Source organism: Pseudomonas sp. 1L-C-7-B-C1 (genome assembly GCF_057291635.1).
Map to the genome: position 1 here is coordinate 490,621 of NZ_JBXAWH010000002.1, position 13,633 is coordinate 504,253.

Below are 13,633 nucleotides of genomic sequence, written 5' to 3' on the forward strand. Positions count from 1 at the left end.
CCGGGCCGGTGTCGGCTAAGCCTCCGCACCGGGGACCGGGTGATTGACGCTGAAGCGTTGTAAATAAATCAGTCCCCTGACGGGTGCTCACCCCACCAATGCAATCAGCTGTTGCCGCTGGGCGTCGGTGAGCAGCGGACCGCGCGCAGCTTCGGCATTTTCCTTCATGTATTTGGGATTTCCCGTGCCGGGGATCGCGCACGTCACCGCCGGGTGTGAGATCAGAAACTTCAGCGCCAGTTGCGCCCAGCTCCTGGCCTGAACCTCCCCCGCCCAGCCCGGCAGCGGCGTGTTGCGCAAGCGGCCGAGCAGACCGCCGCCACCGAACGGCCGATTGCAGATCACCGCCACCCCGCGCTCACGACACAGCGGCAGCAGCCGTGCCTCGACAGCGCGATCGTCCAGTGCGTAATTGATCTGCAGAAAATCAAACGCCTCAGCCTTCAGCGCAGCTTCCACCTCGGTGTAGGCCGATGGGGTGTAGTGCGTGAGACCGATGTAACGAATGCGCCCTTCCTCTTTCCACTGACGCAGCGTCGGCAGATGGGTCTTCCAGTCCAGCAGGTTATGGATCTGCATGAGGTCGATGCGCGCGGTTCGCAATAGCCGAAACGAAGCTTCCATCTGGGCAATGCCTTCGTCCCGTCCTCGGGTCCAGACCTTGGTCGCCAGGAACGCTGGCGATGACGGCTGATGGATCGACAGCAACTCGCCGGTGGTTTCCTCGGCGCGGCCGTACATCGGTGAACTGTCGATCACCGTGCCGCCCGCCTGAAACAACTGGTCGACCACGGCGGGCAGCAGTTTGTACGCGTCGCTCGCGGGTTCGACATCGAACCCGCGATAGGTGCCAAGTCCGATCATCGGCAAGGCTTCGCCGCTGGATGGAATGTCTCGCGTGAGCATGTTCCGTTCTCCTGGTTGACCGGGGGATGTGCCGGGTGGCGGGGCTTCGGATGCCTGCGCACGGCGCCCGAAGGCGTCAAGAACCAGCGCCACCGAGGCACCTGCTGCCAGGGTGATCAGTCTTCTGCGGGTGAGCGGGCGTGGGTCGGTCACGGGCATGTCTCCGGGGCGGGCTGACGTGAGCGCACAGTGATTGATCGACCCCACGCAGGCGGCCTCGGTTCAAGTCCGCACGACCATCTGCGCAGATCGCAGGTCCGCGCTGGAACTCAATCACTCCCCTAACGACCCGGAATGACGCAGAGCGTCTCTGGATGCATTCCCACGCGGAGCGTGGGAACGATCGAAAACCTCTGAACCGGGGACAGATTAATTTACGGTGAAGCGTTGTAAATAAATCAGTCCCCTCTAAACACCGCAAGAATGCCTGCGCCCCGGCCGGCCTCTTCCCGGCTAAAGCCGGTCCCACTAAACAGCAGCGCGCGCAGCCAGTGGAATTGGCTCTGACTGTAGGACCGGCTTCAGCCGGGAAGCTTTTGATCTTAATTTGCTTTTGATCTTCATGCGCAAAAAGTCCAGTCACCACCAATCGCGACTTTGGTGCAGGCCGAACGCAGACGACGCGCAGTGGGCCGAGCCGCATGGATGCGGCGAGAGCGCCGTCAGGACATGGATGTCCGTTCGGCGCGGGCCCACGGAGCGTCGTCGGAGTGAGGGAACCCGACGAAGTCGGGCCCAACCGAGAGCAAGCACCCTTGGTTACTTGGGGTGCTTTTCCAAGTAACTCGCCGAAGGCGAAACCGAGGCCGTTAGGCCGACGCAATTGATATATCGGGAACGCTGCCCAGTACGATGCGTCAGAACTCCATCTTGAACACTGGAGGACACGAAATGAAAACCGTCATTACCCTGAATGAACTCGCCAATGCCGATCTGCGCCCCTACACCGAAATCTGGCTGACCTCGCCGACCGCCGTTCGCGAACCCGGCCACACCGATGACGAACTGTGCCTGTGGCGCGCCAACCAAGTCTTCTCCCACGACATGCTCAGCGAAGGCACCCATGGTCAGAACGTCATGCCGGTGTGGCTGGTGGTTGACGACATCGACGACTCTGAGCAGGTGCTTGAAGTCGAAACACAAGTGCGTGAACGCCTGCTGACCGCAGGGCTTGAAGGGGAGTTCTACCCGGCAGAGGTGGGCGAGCGGACTGACGGGGTCAAGTGATCTAACCAAGTGCGGAAGCGACGCGTAAGGCCGGCGAATAAACCTGCCAGCCTTTGCGTATCGCCGCGAGTTACCGCGATTTATGACTTCAGCGCGTCATACGCTTCCAGCGCGTGCATGGAGTAGATGTACGCGGCGCCGGCATTCAACGAGATCGCGGTAGCCAGTGCGGCGGCGACTTCTTCGCGGGTCGCGCCAGCGGCGATCGCGGCCTGGGCATGGGTGCCGAGACAGCCGTCGCAGCGAGTAGTGACGGCAACGGCGAGGGAAATCAATTCGCGGGTCTTGGCGTCGAGAACGTTGTTCTCTGCGGCGGCTTCGCCAAGGGCCATGTAGGCCTTGACCATTTTCGGGTTGGATTTGGACAGCGCGCCAAACGACTGCTTGATGGTGGAAACCAGATCGGGCCAATTGCTGAACATGTTGGTATCTCCTGAGGGCGGCGACTAGACTGCGCCGGAACACCTTCAGTCTCCGCCAGCCACGGCGCGGCGACTTGCTCGTTTGGCTCATTCTTTTGTCCGAAAGTCGCCTATGAATGCCATTGATACGCTCATCGCCCTCGCTGACATCCGCGGCAGCCTCGACCTTCGCTGTCAGTTTCAGGGTGACTGGGCCCTTGACCATGAACAGGAGCCCGCCGGCACGTCCCCCTACCACATTGTGCTGGCCGGGCACTGTCACGTTGAGATGGCCGATCGACATCGATTGACCCTGACGGCCGGGGACATTCTGGTTCTGCCGCGAGGCAGCCAGCACCTGTTGTTGAGCCCCGGCCAGCGCGTGACGCCTTCCCGGCCCCAGCGCCGGACTGACGCAGGCTTACTGCCGATGCAACGCTTCGGCGACGGGGTGGAGCTGGATTTACTGTGCGGCCGCTTCATCCATCAGCCCCACGCGATGTTGTTCTCGTCCCTCCCCGATCATGTGAAGGTCTCGACCCAGGCGCTGGGCCACGGCGACCCGTTACCGGCGCTGGTCGCACTGCTGCGCAGTGAAGCGGACGCCAACCTGGCGGGGGGCCAGTTCATGGTCAATGCGCTGACCTCGGCGCTGTTCACCCTCGTCCTGCGCGAGCACCTTGGCCAGTTCCCGCAGCACACCGGGAGCCTGGCGCTGCTGACAGACAAACGGCTGGGTCGGGCGTGGCAGGCCATGCTGGAAAATCCGTCCCACGACTGGAACGTCGACGCCTTGGCTGAACGGGCGAACATGTCCCGCGCGACCTTCATGCGCGCGTTCACGAAACTCAGCGGCAGCTCGCCGTGGACGTTGCTGACCCAGGTTCGCATGCAACGGGCTTATGGGTTATTAAGTGCGTCGAAAGAAGGCCTGAGCGACATTGCCGCCCAGGTCGGCTACCAATCCCAAGCGGCGTTCAGCAAAGTCTTCAAGGACACCTACGGCATGGCGCCCGGTCAACTGCGCCGCAGCCTGATCAGCGCTGTCGACGGGTGACCCATGCTTCAAGCCGGCCGCGTGGCGCCCAGGCGTTTCCACATCGGTTTGGTCAGCCGCTGGGTGTTCTTGTAACCGGCCCACGGGTCAGCCTTCAGCTTGCGCAACCGCTGCTGCAGATTGCCGATGTTCCACTGCGCCGATGACTTCACCTCGGTCAGCTCGTCACGGGTGATCGGCACCGACACCGGCAACCCCGGCCGCGCCCTCGCCGAGTAGGCCACGACCGTACTGGCGCCCCGGCTGTTGCGTAGGTAATCGATGAATATCTTGCCGACCCGGTTCTTCGGCCCGGACGTCGCGGTGAATCGGTCCGGCAACTCCCGTGACATGAATTGCGCCAGCGCCTTCGCGAAGGCTTTGACCGACTCCCAATCGGCCCGGCGTGCAAGCGGCACCACAATGTGCATGCCTTTGCCGCCACTGGTCTTGACATACGCATCCAGGCCCAGCTCGTCGAGGGTCGACAGCGTCAGTTGCGTGGCTTCGATCATGCTGCGCCAGGGCAACTGGTCGTCCGGGTCAAGATCGAGGACGAAGTGGTCCGGCAGCTCGATATGATCGTACGTTGCGCCCCAGGTGTGCAGTTCGATGGTGCCCATCTGGGCGGCACCCACCAGCGCCTTGACGCTGTCGATCTCCATCAACCGTGCATGACCGGGGTCGAGCTTGGGGTCCAGCTGCTTGATATTGGGAATCGCCATGCGCTCGGAATGCTTCTGGAAAAACTGCTCACCTGCCACGCCTTCGGGGCAACGCAACAGCGCCACGGGCCGATGGTCGAGGTGCGGCAGTATCCAGTCCGCCACCGATTCGTAATACTGCGCCAGCTCGATCTTGTGCAGACCGCTTTCGGCATCGATTACCCGTTCGGGATGGCTGACCATCACGCCGGCCACGTCGATACGGTCCTTGCCCGCACGCTTGCTGGCAGGCTTGGGTTTCACGGCTGAAGAATCGGCGCTGGTTGCGGATTTTTTGCTCGGCGCTTTGCCCTTGGCGGCGCTAGGCTTGAACGGTGCCTTGATGTCTTTCGGCGTGTTGGGGTATTCGTGAACCACTTCGCTGGCGGGCTTATCGCTGCGCAACGAAACAAACGCCGAATGACGAATGATGCCGTCGCGGGTCCATTCGCCGAACTCGACCTCCGCCACCAAGGTCGGCTCTATCCAGTGCACACCCCGGGCCTGGGCGCTGGTCACTTTTTTCGCCAGCGGCGAGGCGTCCTGTTCCAGCGGCTTCATCTGCTCAAGCACGTCGCCGAGCATCTGCTGATTGAACCCCGTGCCGACCCGACCGGCATACACCAGGCCCGCGCCCTCCTCGTTCACCGCCAGCAACAGCGCGCCAAAACCATTACGGGCGCCTTGGGGTTTGGTGAAGCCGACGACGACGAACTCCTGGCGCAGCTTGCACTTGAGCTTGATCCAGTCGGCATTCCGTTTGGACTGGTACATGCTGCCGGCCCGCTTGCCGATGACGCCTTCGAGGGACATCAGGCTCGCGCTTTCGATGATGTCGCGATGGCCGGCGGAGAAGGCTTCGGAGAACCGGAGCAGACCCTTTTTCTGTCGTCCCAGCACTTTCTTCAGCGCCGCACGACGGTCTTCCACGGGCGTCTCGCGCAGGTCTTCGCCGTTCAGGAACGGCACGTCAAACAGGTAGTAGATGATGTCCATGCTGCGGTCGATGTCGAACGCATTCTGAAGCGCTTGAAAGTCCGGCAACCCGGCGTCGTTGAGCACCACGACTTCGCCGTCCAGCCAGCTGTTGTCCAGTTTCAACTCGCCGACGGCCTTGGCCTGCAACGGCAGTCGCTCGGTCCAGTCATTGCCGTTACGGGTGAAAAACTTCACCTCGCCATCAATGATGCGAGTCAGAATCCGGTAGCCGTCGTACTTGATTTCGTAAAACCACTTGCCCTCGGGCGGGGTGTCCATGAGCGTCGCCAACTGAGGCGAGAGCTTGGCCGGCACGCCGCTCTTTTTGGGCGAAGGCGCTTTGGCTTCTTTCCCCGCTGGCTTTTTTGCGGGCTTCTTCGCGGTAGAGGTCTCGGCAACGGGCTCAGACGCTGCCGATCGACGTTTGGCGGTCTTGGTCGGCGCGCGCCCCTCGCCCACCGTCGCGCCACTGACCACGCTGGCCGGCTTGTCGGCCACGATGTCGTACTCCTCGCCCGAGCGCACGGCGTCGTCCCTTTCCTTGATCAACAGCCACTGCTCCTTGTCGCTGTTGCCCGGCAAGCGGGTCCGCACCAGCGCCCAGTCGCCGGTGAGCTTTTCACCGATCAGGGTGAATTTGAGCTTGCCGGCCTTGTAGGTTTCCTGAGGGTCGCCGTGGGGTTGCCAGATGCCGCGGTCCCAGACGATCACGTCGCCAGCGCCGTATTCGCCCTCGGGAATGCTGCCCTCAAACGTGCCGTAGCCCAGCGGGTGGTCTTCGACGTGCACCGCCAGGCGCTTGTTCTTCGGGTCCAGGCTCGGTCCTTTAGGCACTGCCCAGCTTTTGAGCGTGCCATCCAGCTCAAGGCGAAAGTCGTAATGCAGATTGCGCGCATCGTGCTTGTGAATGACGAAACTCAGCGCCTTGCCTTTCTTGCTTCGCGTCTTGCCCTCGCTCTCGGCCGGCTCGGATGTGACATCGAAGTTGCGCTTGCGGGTGTATTCACTCACAGGTTTTGTCATGACGATGAACCTCTGCGCAGTGGAACGGTGCATCTTTTAACGCTTCAACAGGACACGCGTTCAAGAGGCCTTGGTGGTCTTCTTCCGGGGTGGCGCACGGCGCTTCGCCGGCGCATCGTCCTTGGACTCGGCTTTGCTTTTGCTGGCCGGTTTGGCTTTTGCAGGCGCCTTGGCCGCGCCGCTGCGACCGCCCAAACTGCGCTTGAGCAGCTCGGTCAGGTCGATGACATCCGCCGATTTGCGCTCGGTGTCGCCAGCGTCCGTCTCCACATTCTCGATCTTGCCTTCGCGGGCCTTGGTTTCCACCAGCGACATGATCTGGTCCTGGAAGGTGTCGCGGTACTCTTCGGCGTCCGGCGTCCACTCGGTGCTCATGTCCTTGATCAGCCGCTTGGCCATGTCCAGCTCACTTTTGCTGAGCTTGACGTCAGTGGCCTCCTTGGGCAGCTCGAGGCTGTCGAGCCCGCGCACTTCCGAGGGCCAGCGCAACAGTACGAGTACGATCGCAGAGTCAAGCGGCATCACCGCCGCCAGGTGCTGACTGGTGCGAATCACCACATGGGCCAGCGCCACCTTGCCGGTGTCGACCAGCGCTTGCCGCAACAGGGCATACACCTTCTCGCCGCGCTTGTCGGGGGCAAGGAAGTACGGCGTGTCGATGTGCTGGAGCGGAATCTGGTCGCTGTCGACGAAACCGAAAATGTCGATGGTCTGGGTCGATTTCGGGTGCGCCGAGCGAATCTCGTCCTCGCTGATAACGACGTAGCGCCCCTTCTCGTACTGCACGCCCTTGACGATGTTTTCTTTATTGATCTCCTTGCCGGAGACCTTGTTGATGCGCTTGTAGCCGACCGGGTCCATGCTGCGTTTGTCCAGCCAGTCGAAATCGACACCTTGCCGCGACGTCGCCGACACCAGCGCCACAGGAATATGCACCAGCCCAAAACTGATCGCGCCTTTCCAGATTGCCCGAGGCATAGTTTTTATTTCCGATGGGGTGTGAGGGGTATGTGTAGGAAGTGACCGGAGCGCACGCGGAAAAGTTTCGGGCCACCGACCGGAGCGTCGCTTGCATCAACATAGAGGGCGGGGGCTGCCCGCCTTTTGGTGCGCAAGACTTGTCACGTAAACGCCCGCCTGGACAGATCGCACACCTATTCGCCGAAGCCCCTTCTTAACGCAACGAAAAAGCGTTAAGCTCCCGCCACTCCATTCTGCACGCCGTACCAGAGCCGTCTCTGTCAGGCCTGCGACCTCTCCCGGGTATTCCCATGACGTCCATTTCTTCCGCAAGCCACGGCGCCACAATGACCAAGGGCCTGGCGATGCTGTTCGCGTTCTGCTGCGGCGCAATCGTTGCCAACCTGTATTACGCGCAACCCATCATTGGCTTGATTGCGCCGGACATTGGCCTGTCCGGCACACTCGCCAGCTTCATCGTGTCACTGACCCAGATCGGCTATGCACTCGGCCTGTTCTTCCTCGTGCCGCTGGGCGACTTGGTGGAAAACCGTCGCCTGATGATCGTGACCACCGGCGTTGCCATTCTCAGCCTGCTCAGCGCCGCATTCGCGCAAACGCCCAATCTGTTCCTGGTCGCCTCGTTGCTGGTGGGTTTCAGCTCGGTAGCGGTGCAGATTCTGGTGCCACTGGCCGCCAACCTCGCACCGGAAGAAACACGCGGGCGCGTGGTCGGCAGCATCATGGGCGGCCTGCTGCTGGGCATCCTGCTGGCGAGACCCGCCGCCAGTCTGATCGCCGACCACTTCGGCTGGCGCGCGGTGTTCGGCACCGCCGCCGTGATGATGCTGCTGATCAGCGTGGTGCTGGCGACCACCATTCCGAAACATCAGCCGGCCCACACCGCCACTTATGGTCAGTTGCTCAAATCGTTGTGGACCCTGCTGCGCAAACAGCCGGTCCTGCGCGAGCGCGCGTTTTATCAGGCGTGCATGTTCGCCACCTTCAGCCTGTTCTGGACCGCCGTGCCGCTGGAGCTGGCGCGCAATCATGGCCTGTCGCAAAGCCAGATCGCCCTCTTCGCTCTGGTGGGGGCCATCGGTGCCATCGCCGCGCCCATCGCCGGCCGCCTGGCCGACGCCGGCCACACCTGCGTCGCCAGCCTATGCGCGATGCTGTTCGCCGCACTGAGTTTTCTGCCCAGCCTGATTGACCCTGCCTACGCCGTGATCGGCATGGCAGTGACCGGCGTCATCCTCGATTTCTGCGTGCAGATGAACATGGTCCTCGGCCAGCGGGCGGTCTACGCCCTCGACGCCAAAAGCCGCAGCCGGCTCAACGCGCTGTACATGACCAGCATCTTTATCGGCGGCGCGATGGGTTCGGTGGTGGCCAGCGCGCTGTATGACCACGGTGGTTGGGTGTGGATTGTGATCGTGGGGAGTGTATTTCCGGTGTTGGCGTTATTAGGGTTTTTGAAGAACTCACGGCCATGAATAACGGAGCACGGCACTCAACGGATGCTCAGGCCATAGGCGGGAGGCGCTGATCGCCGCCCAAGAAAAAACCGCCGATATCGGCGGTTTTCTTTTGAAGGTTCAGCCCCTGAACCCAGCCATGGGGCCGGCTGGTTCAAGGTCTCTTCCAATTTCGATCGCTACGCGCAGAAAGTGCAGCTGAGCTTGGGCATACTCCGCAGCACGCTTGTGCGCTTCGGCACTGAATTCCGTCATTTCCCGAATCTTGGCCTTGCGTTTTTTGATATTCATGAGCACCTCCCTGCATTGGTCTTACGATTGCTGACTTTACCAACTATGCCCGGGGCGCGCCGGGCGTATGAGCTGATTCGTGGCAGTCAGGGCCTGTAGCGGCCCTGGCCTCTTCCACGGGGTTATTTCTGCAGTTGCGCTTCCAGCCAGTGCTTCAAGTCCGCCACTTCATCCGTTGTAATCGTATGCCCTGCCCCGGCGTAGGCATGAAACTCGGGAACGATCAGCAAATTCTCCAGCACCGCTTTGGCGTCGGTTGCACCCGAGTAAGCCACGCGGGTGTCGGCCGAGCCGTGGCCGATGAACACCTTCAGCGATTTCAGACGCTCATCGGGTTTCAGGCGTGAATGGAGGGACGCGAGAATCTTGCCGCTCAAGGGCGCGATGCCGTGCACCAGTTCTGGGTATTGCAGGCCGATCTGATAGCTCATCATCGCGCCCTGGCTGAAGCCAACCAGGATCACTTTGTCGGGCTGGGTCTGGTATTTCTCGGTGGCCTGCTGGATGAAAGTCCGCAGCAGGTCGGTGCTTTTGTCGACATCGCTGGTCACGCCTTCGTATTCGGCCTGATCGGTGTCCTGGGTGAACCACTTGTAGCCGCCGCCGTCGACTTCCTGCGGCGCCCGCACGGAGAGGTAGGTGTAATTCGGGGAGAGATCGTTTTTGATGTCGAGCAGGTCGCGCTCGTCGCTGCCGTAGCCGTGCAGGAAAATGATCAGGGGCTTGTCTTTGGATTCAGCGGGCGCCGCCGCCAGGTACGGCAGGGCAAGATCGGTGAGCAGCGCGGGTTCTGCGTGGGCCATGCCGGTAAACACACACAGCAGCGCGGCGAAAAACTTCATCATGAGCGTGAGCCTTTTTGCGAAAAACGTCGGGCTCATCATACGCAGCATGTCGCGAATGTCAGCCCGTCAGTGATCGCGCAAAGCTGTCGGGGGCCTGTACGGAAGATGAATTCTCAGGCGCGTGTTCAGGACTCCAACGCTTCCAACCCCAGATGCTCACGCAGGGTCGAGCCTTCATAGGCTGTGCGAAACAGCCCTTTGCGTTGCAGGTGCGGAATGACGCTTTCGACAAATTCGCTGAATGAGCCCGGCAGATACGCCGGAGAAATCACGAACCCGTCGCAACCACCCAACGTGAACATCTCCGCCAGTTGATCGGCAATCTGCGCCCCCGTGCCGACCAGTTGCGGCACCCGCACGCTGCTGGCGAAAATCCGGCCCAGTTCCTCCAGCGTCGTGTCCGGCCCCTGCATCAGCAGCTTCTCCGCTGCAGCAGGCGGTATCGACGGCGAGCGTGCGATCTCTGCCAGGGTCGCCGACAGCGGAAACGGAGAGAGATCGACGTTCAGTTGCGATGCCAGGGTGACCAGCCCCAGTTCCGGGCGCGCCAATGCGTTGTGCTTGTCGCGCTTGGCCCGCGCCTCGGCTTCGCTGCCACCAATAAACGGCATCACCGCCGTCAGCACTTTACAGCTGTCGGCGTGGCGGCCTTGCGCGACGACCTGTTCGCGCACGTCCTGGCGAAACGCGTGCATGGCTTTGAGGTGCGGGTGAATGGTGAAAATCGCCTCGGCCCAGCGCGCGCCGAACCGCCGTCCACGGCCCGAGGAGCCTGCCTGAATCAGCACCGGCCGGCCTTGCGGCGTACGCGGAATGTTCAGCGGACCTTCGACCTTGAACCATTCGCCATGATGCTGCACCGAAGTGATCTTCGACGGGTCGGCCAGCACGCCGCTTTCCCGGTCCAGCTTCAACGCATCCGGCGCCCAGCTGCGCCACAACTTCAGCGCCACTTCGACGAACTCGTCAGCGCGGTCGTAACGCAGGTCGTGCTCAAGGTGTTTGTCCTTGCCGAACAGGCGCCCTTCGCTGTCGTTCATCGACGTGACGATGTTCCAGGCAGCGCGGCCTTTGGACAGATGATCGAGCGTGGCGAACTCCCGGGCGATGTGCGCCGGCTCGTAATACGTCGTCGAGCGGGTAGCGCCCAGGCCGAGCTTGCTCGTTTGCCCGACCAGATAGGACAGAATCGGCAGCGGGTCCAGACGCGTCGCATCCTGCGCACCGTAACGCAGGGCCAGGTCGCGCGAGCCGCCCATCTGATCACCCACCGCCAGCCGGTCGGCGAAGAACAGGAAATCGAACAGCCCCTCCTCCACCACCCGCGCCGTGCGGGCGTAATACTCGGGATCAAGGTAATGGCCGACCGTTTCGGGATGACGCCAAACCGCATGACTGTGAATGACCGGCCCGGTCAGCAGGAACGCCGACAGGTGAATGTGACGACTCATGATCGCGCTCCTGACTTAGTGGGCGTGCGGGGTCCAGACAGCGATGTCGGACACCTTCAACGCTTTGGGGATCATCCCGGCCTCGAAATAGAAGTCGGCGATGCGCTGCTGCTCGGCCAGTTCATCCACCTTGACCGGGACGATGTCGTAGCTGCGTCGGCTGTTGGCCAGCTCGACGGTCTCAGGCGGGATGTTGCCCCACAGCGGCGCCAGATTCGCCGCGGCTTCATGAGGATGACCTTTCACCCACTGCCCGGCGTCGTGCAAGGTGTCGAACACCACTTGCAGCACCTCGGGATGGGCCTTGGCGAAACTCGTGTTGGCCACATAAAAACGGTTGTAATTGGCAATGCCGCCGGAGCCGTCGGTCAGCACGCGAACATGATGCTCACGCTGCTGGGTCGCCAGGAACGGGTCCCAGATTGCCCAAGCGTCAACGTTGCCGCTGGCAAACGCGGCGACACCGTCGGGCGCCTCCAGGTAAATCGGCTTGATGTCCTTGAGGGTCAGCCCGGCGCGCTTCAGGGCCGAAATCAGCAGAAAATGACTGCCCGAGCCCTTCGACACCGCAACGGTTCTGCCCTTGAGGTCGGCAACGCTGTGAATCGGTGAGTTGTCCGGGACGATGATGGCCTGCGCCGTCGGGGAAGGATTCTCACGGGCGTAATAGGTCAGCGGTGCATTCGCCGCCTGCGTGAACAAGGCAAACGCATCGGCGACGTCGGCGTGCAGGTCGACACTGCCGGCGTTCATGGCGCTGAGCAACCCGCTGCTGAATTCATGCCAGTTGACGGTGAAACCCAGCGGCTTGAGTCGCTCCTCCAACTGGCCGTCGTTCTTGAGCAGAATCCACAGCGTGGACGAACGCTGATAACCGATATTGATGACCTGCTCGGCGTGAGCGGTGACGGTCGCCAGCATTAACGCAGCGGCGACGATGATCTTTCGCAGGGACATGAGGATCCTTGGACGGGCACTAAGGGGCGCTCAGCACGAAAACGAATGAGCACATCGGAACAGCTTCACTTTCATTATAAAAAACGGCGCAGGTTATGAAAGAAACTTATAGATCTATCCATATGCCCGAAGTGCAACGGAACGGCTGAATACCCGCTGCGGTCTAGGGATAAGCACATCAGTCCGTTGCCGAACCCAGGAGCACCCGTGAACATTTTTGAAGCGCTGAGAGAAAGTCATGAACGGCAACGCGGCTATGCCGACGCCTTGATCCAAACCCATGGCGACAGTGAGGAGCGTGTCGAGGCCTACAAACAGCTGAAAGCTGAACTCCAGGCCCATGAAACCGCCGAAGAGCGCTTCTTCTACATCCCGCTGATGCAGTTCGACAATGGCGTCGACCTCAGCCGCCATGCCATTTCCGAGCACCATGAAATGGACGAAATGATGGAAGAGCTCGACGAGACCGAGATGTCCAGCCCCTCATGGCTGGCCACGGCCAAGAAGCTGTCAGAGAAGGTTCATCACCACCTGAAGGAAGAAGAGCAGAAGTTCTTCCAGTCAGCGGGCAAGTTGCTGGACGACCAGCAGAAGCAGTCGCTGGCCCGTGAGTATCACAAGGAGTATGAGGAGCAGTTGGCTAAAGCTTAAGCCGCTCTGAATGCTCAACGCCCCGACTGTTCGGGGCTTTTTTTTGGCTGCGTTTTTTCGCCGTACTTTTGTTCGCTGTGCGGCGTTGCTGGTGAAGAGCGGTCGCGTGCGGGTTTGGCGGAGTGCGCAAGAAGTTGCGCAGCTGTTTGTTGAAAATGGAAGGGGCAATGCTCTGCAGGCCACGTCGTTCGGGGTGTGCAGACGAGTGCGCAAGAAGTTGCGCAGGGGTGCGCAACTTCTTGCGCACCTTTGCCTTTTCGTCTGGGTTGGCATTCGCTAAATCCTCCTGTTTTTCTTATTAAGCTATTGATTTTGCTTGGCTAATTCATAGTTGGCACAGCCCTTGATATCTCCGTGCCCCCCGGATTGGCATTCACGCCTTCTCGGATGGTTTCTTGAGCACGGAGAGCACCGTTGGCAAACCCCGCAGTTACGTCCGGCAGTGACGCAAAAAACGAGCCGCAGGTGGCGATCGTTCCACTTGATCTGATTCAGCTTGAGGACGTCGGGGCCGGCGCAGCCCATGTCGATGCCTGGCTTCGGGACATCAGCGGCGGGGTTGTCACGCTTGAGCGGATCAAGAGCGCTGCCGGTTTTTTGCCCGTGGTGGGCAACATCATGGCGCTGGTTGATGCGCTGAATGACATCGTTCGGCTGGCGACGAGTGAGAAGCGCGATCCGCTGGATTGGGTCAGTTTGGGCATCAATTTGATTGGCGTCTTGCC

Annotated in this window: 13 protein-coding genes; 5 read left to right on the plus strand and 8 right to left on the minus strand. The window is 61.2% G+C overall.

The genetic code is table 11. The features are described from left to right. Window positions 1-87: 87 nt before the first annotated feature. Window positions 88-1,065: an aldo/keto reductase gene (locus AC0Z8Z_RS05480; protein ID WP_485618241.1), complete on the minus strand. Its 978-nt coding sequence runs from the start codon at window positions 1,063-1,065 to the stop codon at window positions 88-90. 732 nt (window positions 1,066-1,797) lie between these two features. On the opposite strand from AC0Z8Z_RS05480, the gene AC0Z8Z_RS05485 reads away from it, so the two are divergent. Beyond that, entirely contained in the window at window positions 1,798-2,133 is a 336-nt protein-coding gene (locus tag AC0Z8Z_RS05485) for a hypothetical protein (protein WP_172611529.1), read from the plus strand. 80 nt (window positions 2,134-2,213) lie between these two features. Here AC0Z8Z_RS05485 and AC0Z8Z_RS05490 read toward each other — a convergent pair whose 3' ends face one another. Beyond that, complete coding sequence (locus AC0Z8Z_RS05490) at window positions 2,214-2,555, minus strand: carboxymuconolactone decarboxylase family protein (RefSeq protein WP_122624893.1); 342 nt, start codon at window positions 2,553-2,555, stop codon at window positions 2,214-2,216. 112 nt (window positions 2,556-2,667) lie between these two features. Here AC0Z8Z_RS05490 and AC0Z8Z_RS05495 point away from each other — a divergent pair, with 112 nt between their 5' ends. Beyond that, window positions 2,668-3,591, plus strand: a complete 924-nt coding sequence (locus tag AC0Z8Z_RS05495; protein WP_485618242.1) for an AraC family transcriptional regulator — start codon at window positions 2,668-2,670, stop codon at window positions 3,589-3,591. A gap of 8 nt (window positions 3,592-3,599) precedes the next feature. Here AC0Z8Z_RS05495 and ligD read toward each other — a convergent pair whose 3' ends face one another. Together ligD and ku are read right to left on the minus strand one after the other, a co-directional pair. Next, window positions 3,600-6,275 (minus strand): DNA ligase D, encoded by a 2,676-nt coding sequence (ligD, locus tag AC0Z8Z_RS05500; protein WP_485618243.1) that lies wholly within the window; start codon window positions 6,273-6,275, stop codon window positions 3,600-3,602. A 60-nt stretch (window positions 6,276-6,335) separates the two neighbouring features. Beyond that, complete coding sequence (gene ku / locus AC0Z8Z_RS05505; protein ID WP_172611526.1) at window positions 6,336-7,253, minus strand: non-homologous end joining protein Ku; 918 nt, start codon at window positions 7,251-7,253, stop codon at window positions 6,336-6,338. Window positions 7,254-7,546: 293 nt separating this feature from the next. Here ku and AC0Z8Z_RS05510 point away from each other — a divergent pair, with 293 nt between their 5' ends. Continuing rightward, window positions 7,547-8,731, plus strand: coding sequence for an MFS transporter (locus AC0Z8Z_RS05510; protein WP_485618244.1), 1,185 nt, complete (start codon window positions 7,547-7,549; stop codon window positions 8,729-8,731). 102 nt (window positions 8,732-8,833) lie between these two features. Here the strand turns inward: AC0Z8Z_RS05510 and AC0Z8Z_RS05515 are convergent, their stop codons facing one another. The 4 genes from AC0Z8Z_RS05515 to AC0Z8Z_RS05530 form a co-directional block, all read right to left on the minus strand. Then, complete coding sequence (locus tag AC0Z8Z_RS05515) at window positions 8,834-9,004, minus strand: hypothetical protein (protein WP_172611525.1); 171 nt, start codon at window positions 9,002-9,004, stop codon at window positions 8,834-8,836. Between the two features lie 122 nt (window positions 9,005-9,126). Continuing rightward, window positions 9,127-9,849, minus strand: a complete 723-nt coding sequence (locus AC0Z8Z_RS05520) for an alpha/beta hydrolase (RefSeq protein ID WP_485618246.1) — start codon at window positions 9,847-9,849, stop codon at window positions 9,127-9,129. A gap of 125 nt (window positions 9,850-9,974) precedes the next feature. Then, window positions 9,975-11,300: an LLM class flavin-dependent oxidoreductase gene (locus AC0Z8Z_RS05525; protein ID WP_485618248.1), complete on the minus strand. Its 1,326-nt coding sequence runs from the start codon at window positions 11,298-11,300 to the stop codon at window positions 9,975-9,977. 15 nt (window positions 11,301-11,315) lie between these two features. Then, the gene (locus AC0Z8Z_RS05530) at window positions 11,316-12,257 is read right to left on the minus strand and encodes an aliphatic sulfonate ABC transporter substrate-binding protein (RefSeq protein ID WP_485618250.1); all 942 of its coding nucleotides are present in this window, start codon (window positions 12,255-12,257) and stop codon (window positions 11,316-11,318) included. Between the two features lie 207 nt (window positions 12,258-12,464). Here AC0Z8Z_RS05530 and AC0Z8Z_RS05535 point away from each other — a divergent pair, with 207 nt between their 5' ends. Next, the gene (locus AC0Z8Z_RS05535) at window positions 12,465-12,908 is read left to right on the plus strand and encodes a hemerythrin domain-containing protein (protein ID WP_485618251.1); all 444 of its coding nucleotides are present in this window, start codon (window positions 12,465-12,467) and stop codon (window positions 12,906-12,908) included. A 465-nt stretch (window positions 12,909-13,373) separates the two neighbouring features. Further along, the coding region (locus tag AC0Z8Z_RS05540) for a hypothetical protein (RefSeq protein ID WP_485618252.1) at window positions 13,374-13,633 on the plus strand (260 nt) is incomplete at its 3' end.

Coding starts and splice junctions, on each gene's coding strand:
- AC0Z8Z_RS05480 (WP_485618241.1), bottom strand. CDS start 1,065: ATGCCCGTGACCGACCCACGCCCGCTCACCCGCAGAAGACTGATCACC.
- AC0Z8Z_RS05485 (WP_172611529.1), top strand. CDS start 1,798: ATGAAAACCGTCATTACCCTGAATGAACTCGCCAATGCCGATCTGCGC.
- AC0Z8Z_RS05490 (WP_122624893.1), bottom strand. CDS start 2,555: ATGTTCAGCAATTGGCCCGATCTGGTTTCCACCATCAAGCAGTCGTTT.
- AC0Z8Z_RS05495 (WP_485618242.1), top strand. CDS start 2,668: ATGAATGCCATTGATACGCTCATCGCCCTCGCTGACATCCGCGGCAGC.
- ligD (WP_485618243.1), bottom strand. CDS start 6,275: ATGACAAAACCTGTGAGTGAATACACCCGCAAGCGCAACTTCGATGTC.
- ku (WP_172611526.1), bottom strand. CDS start 7,253: ATGCCTCGGGCAATCTGGAAAGGCGCGATCAGTTTTGGGCTGGTGCAT.
- AC0Z8Z_RS05510 (WP_485618244.1), top strand. CDS start 7,547: ATGACGTCCATTTCTTCCGCAAGCCACGGCGCCACAATGACCAAGGGC.
- AC0Z8Z_RS05515 (WP_172611525.1), bottom strand. CDS start 9,004: ATGAATATCAAAAAACGCAAGGCCAAGATTCGGGAAATGACGGAATTC.
- AC0Z8Z_RS05520 (WP_485618246.1), bottom strand. CDS start 9,849: ATGATGAAGTTTTTCGCCGCGCTGCTGTGTGTGTTTACCGGCATGGCC.
- AC0Z8Z_RS05525 (WP_485618248.1), bottom strand. CDS start 11,300: ATGAGTCGTCACATTCACCTGTCGGCGTTCCTGCTGACCGGGCCGGTC.
- AC0Z8Z_RS05530 (WP_485618250.1), bottom strand. CDS start 12,257: ATGTCCCTGCGAAAGATCATCGTCGCCGCTGCGTTAATGCTGGCGACC.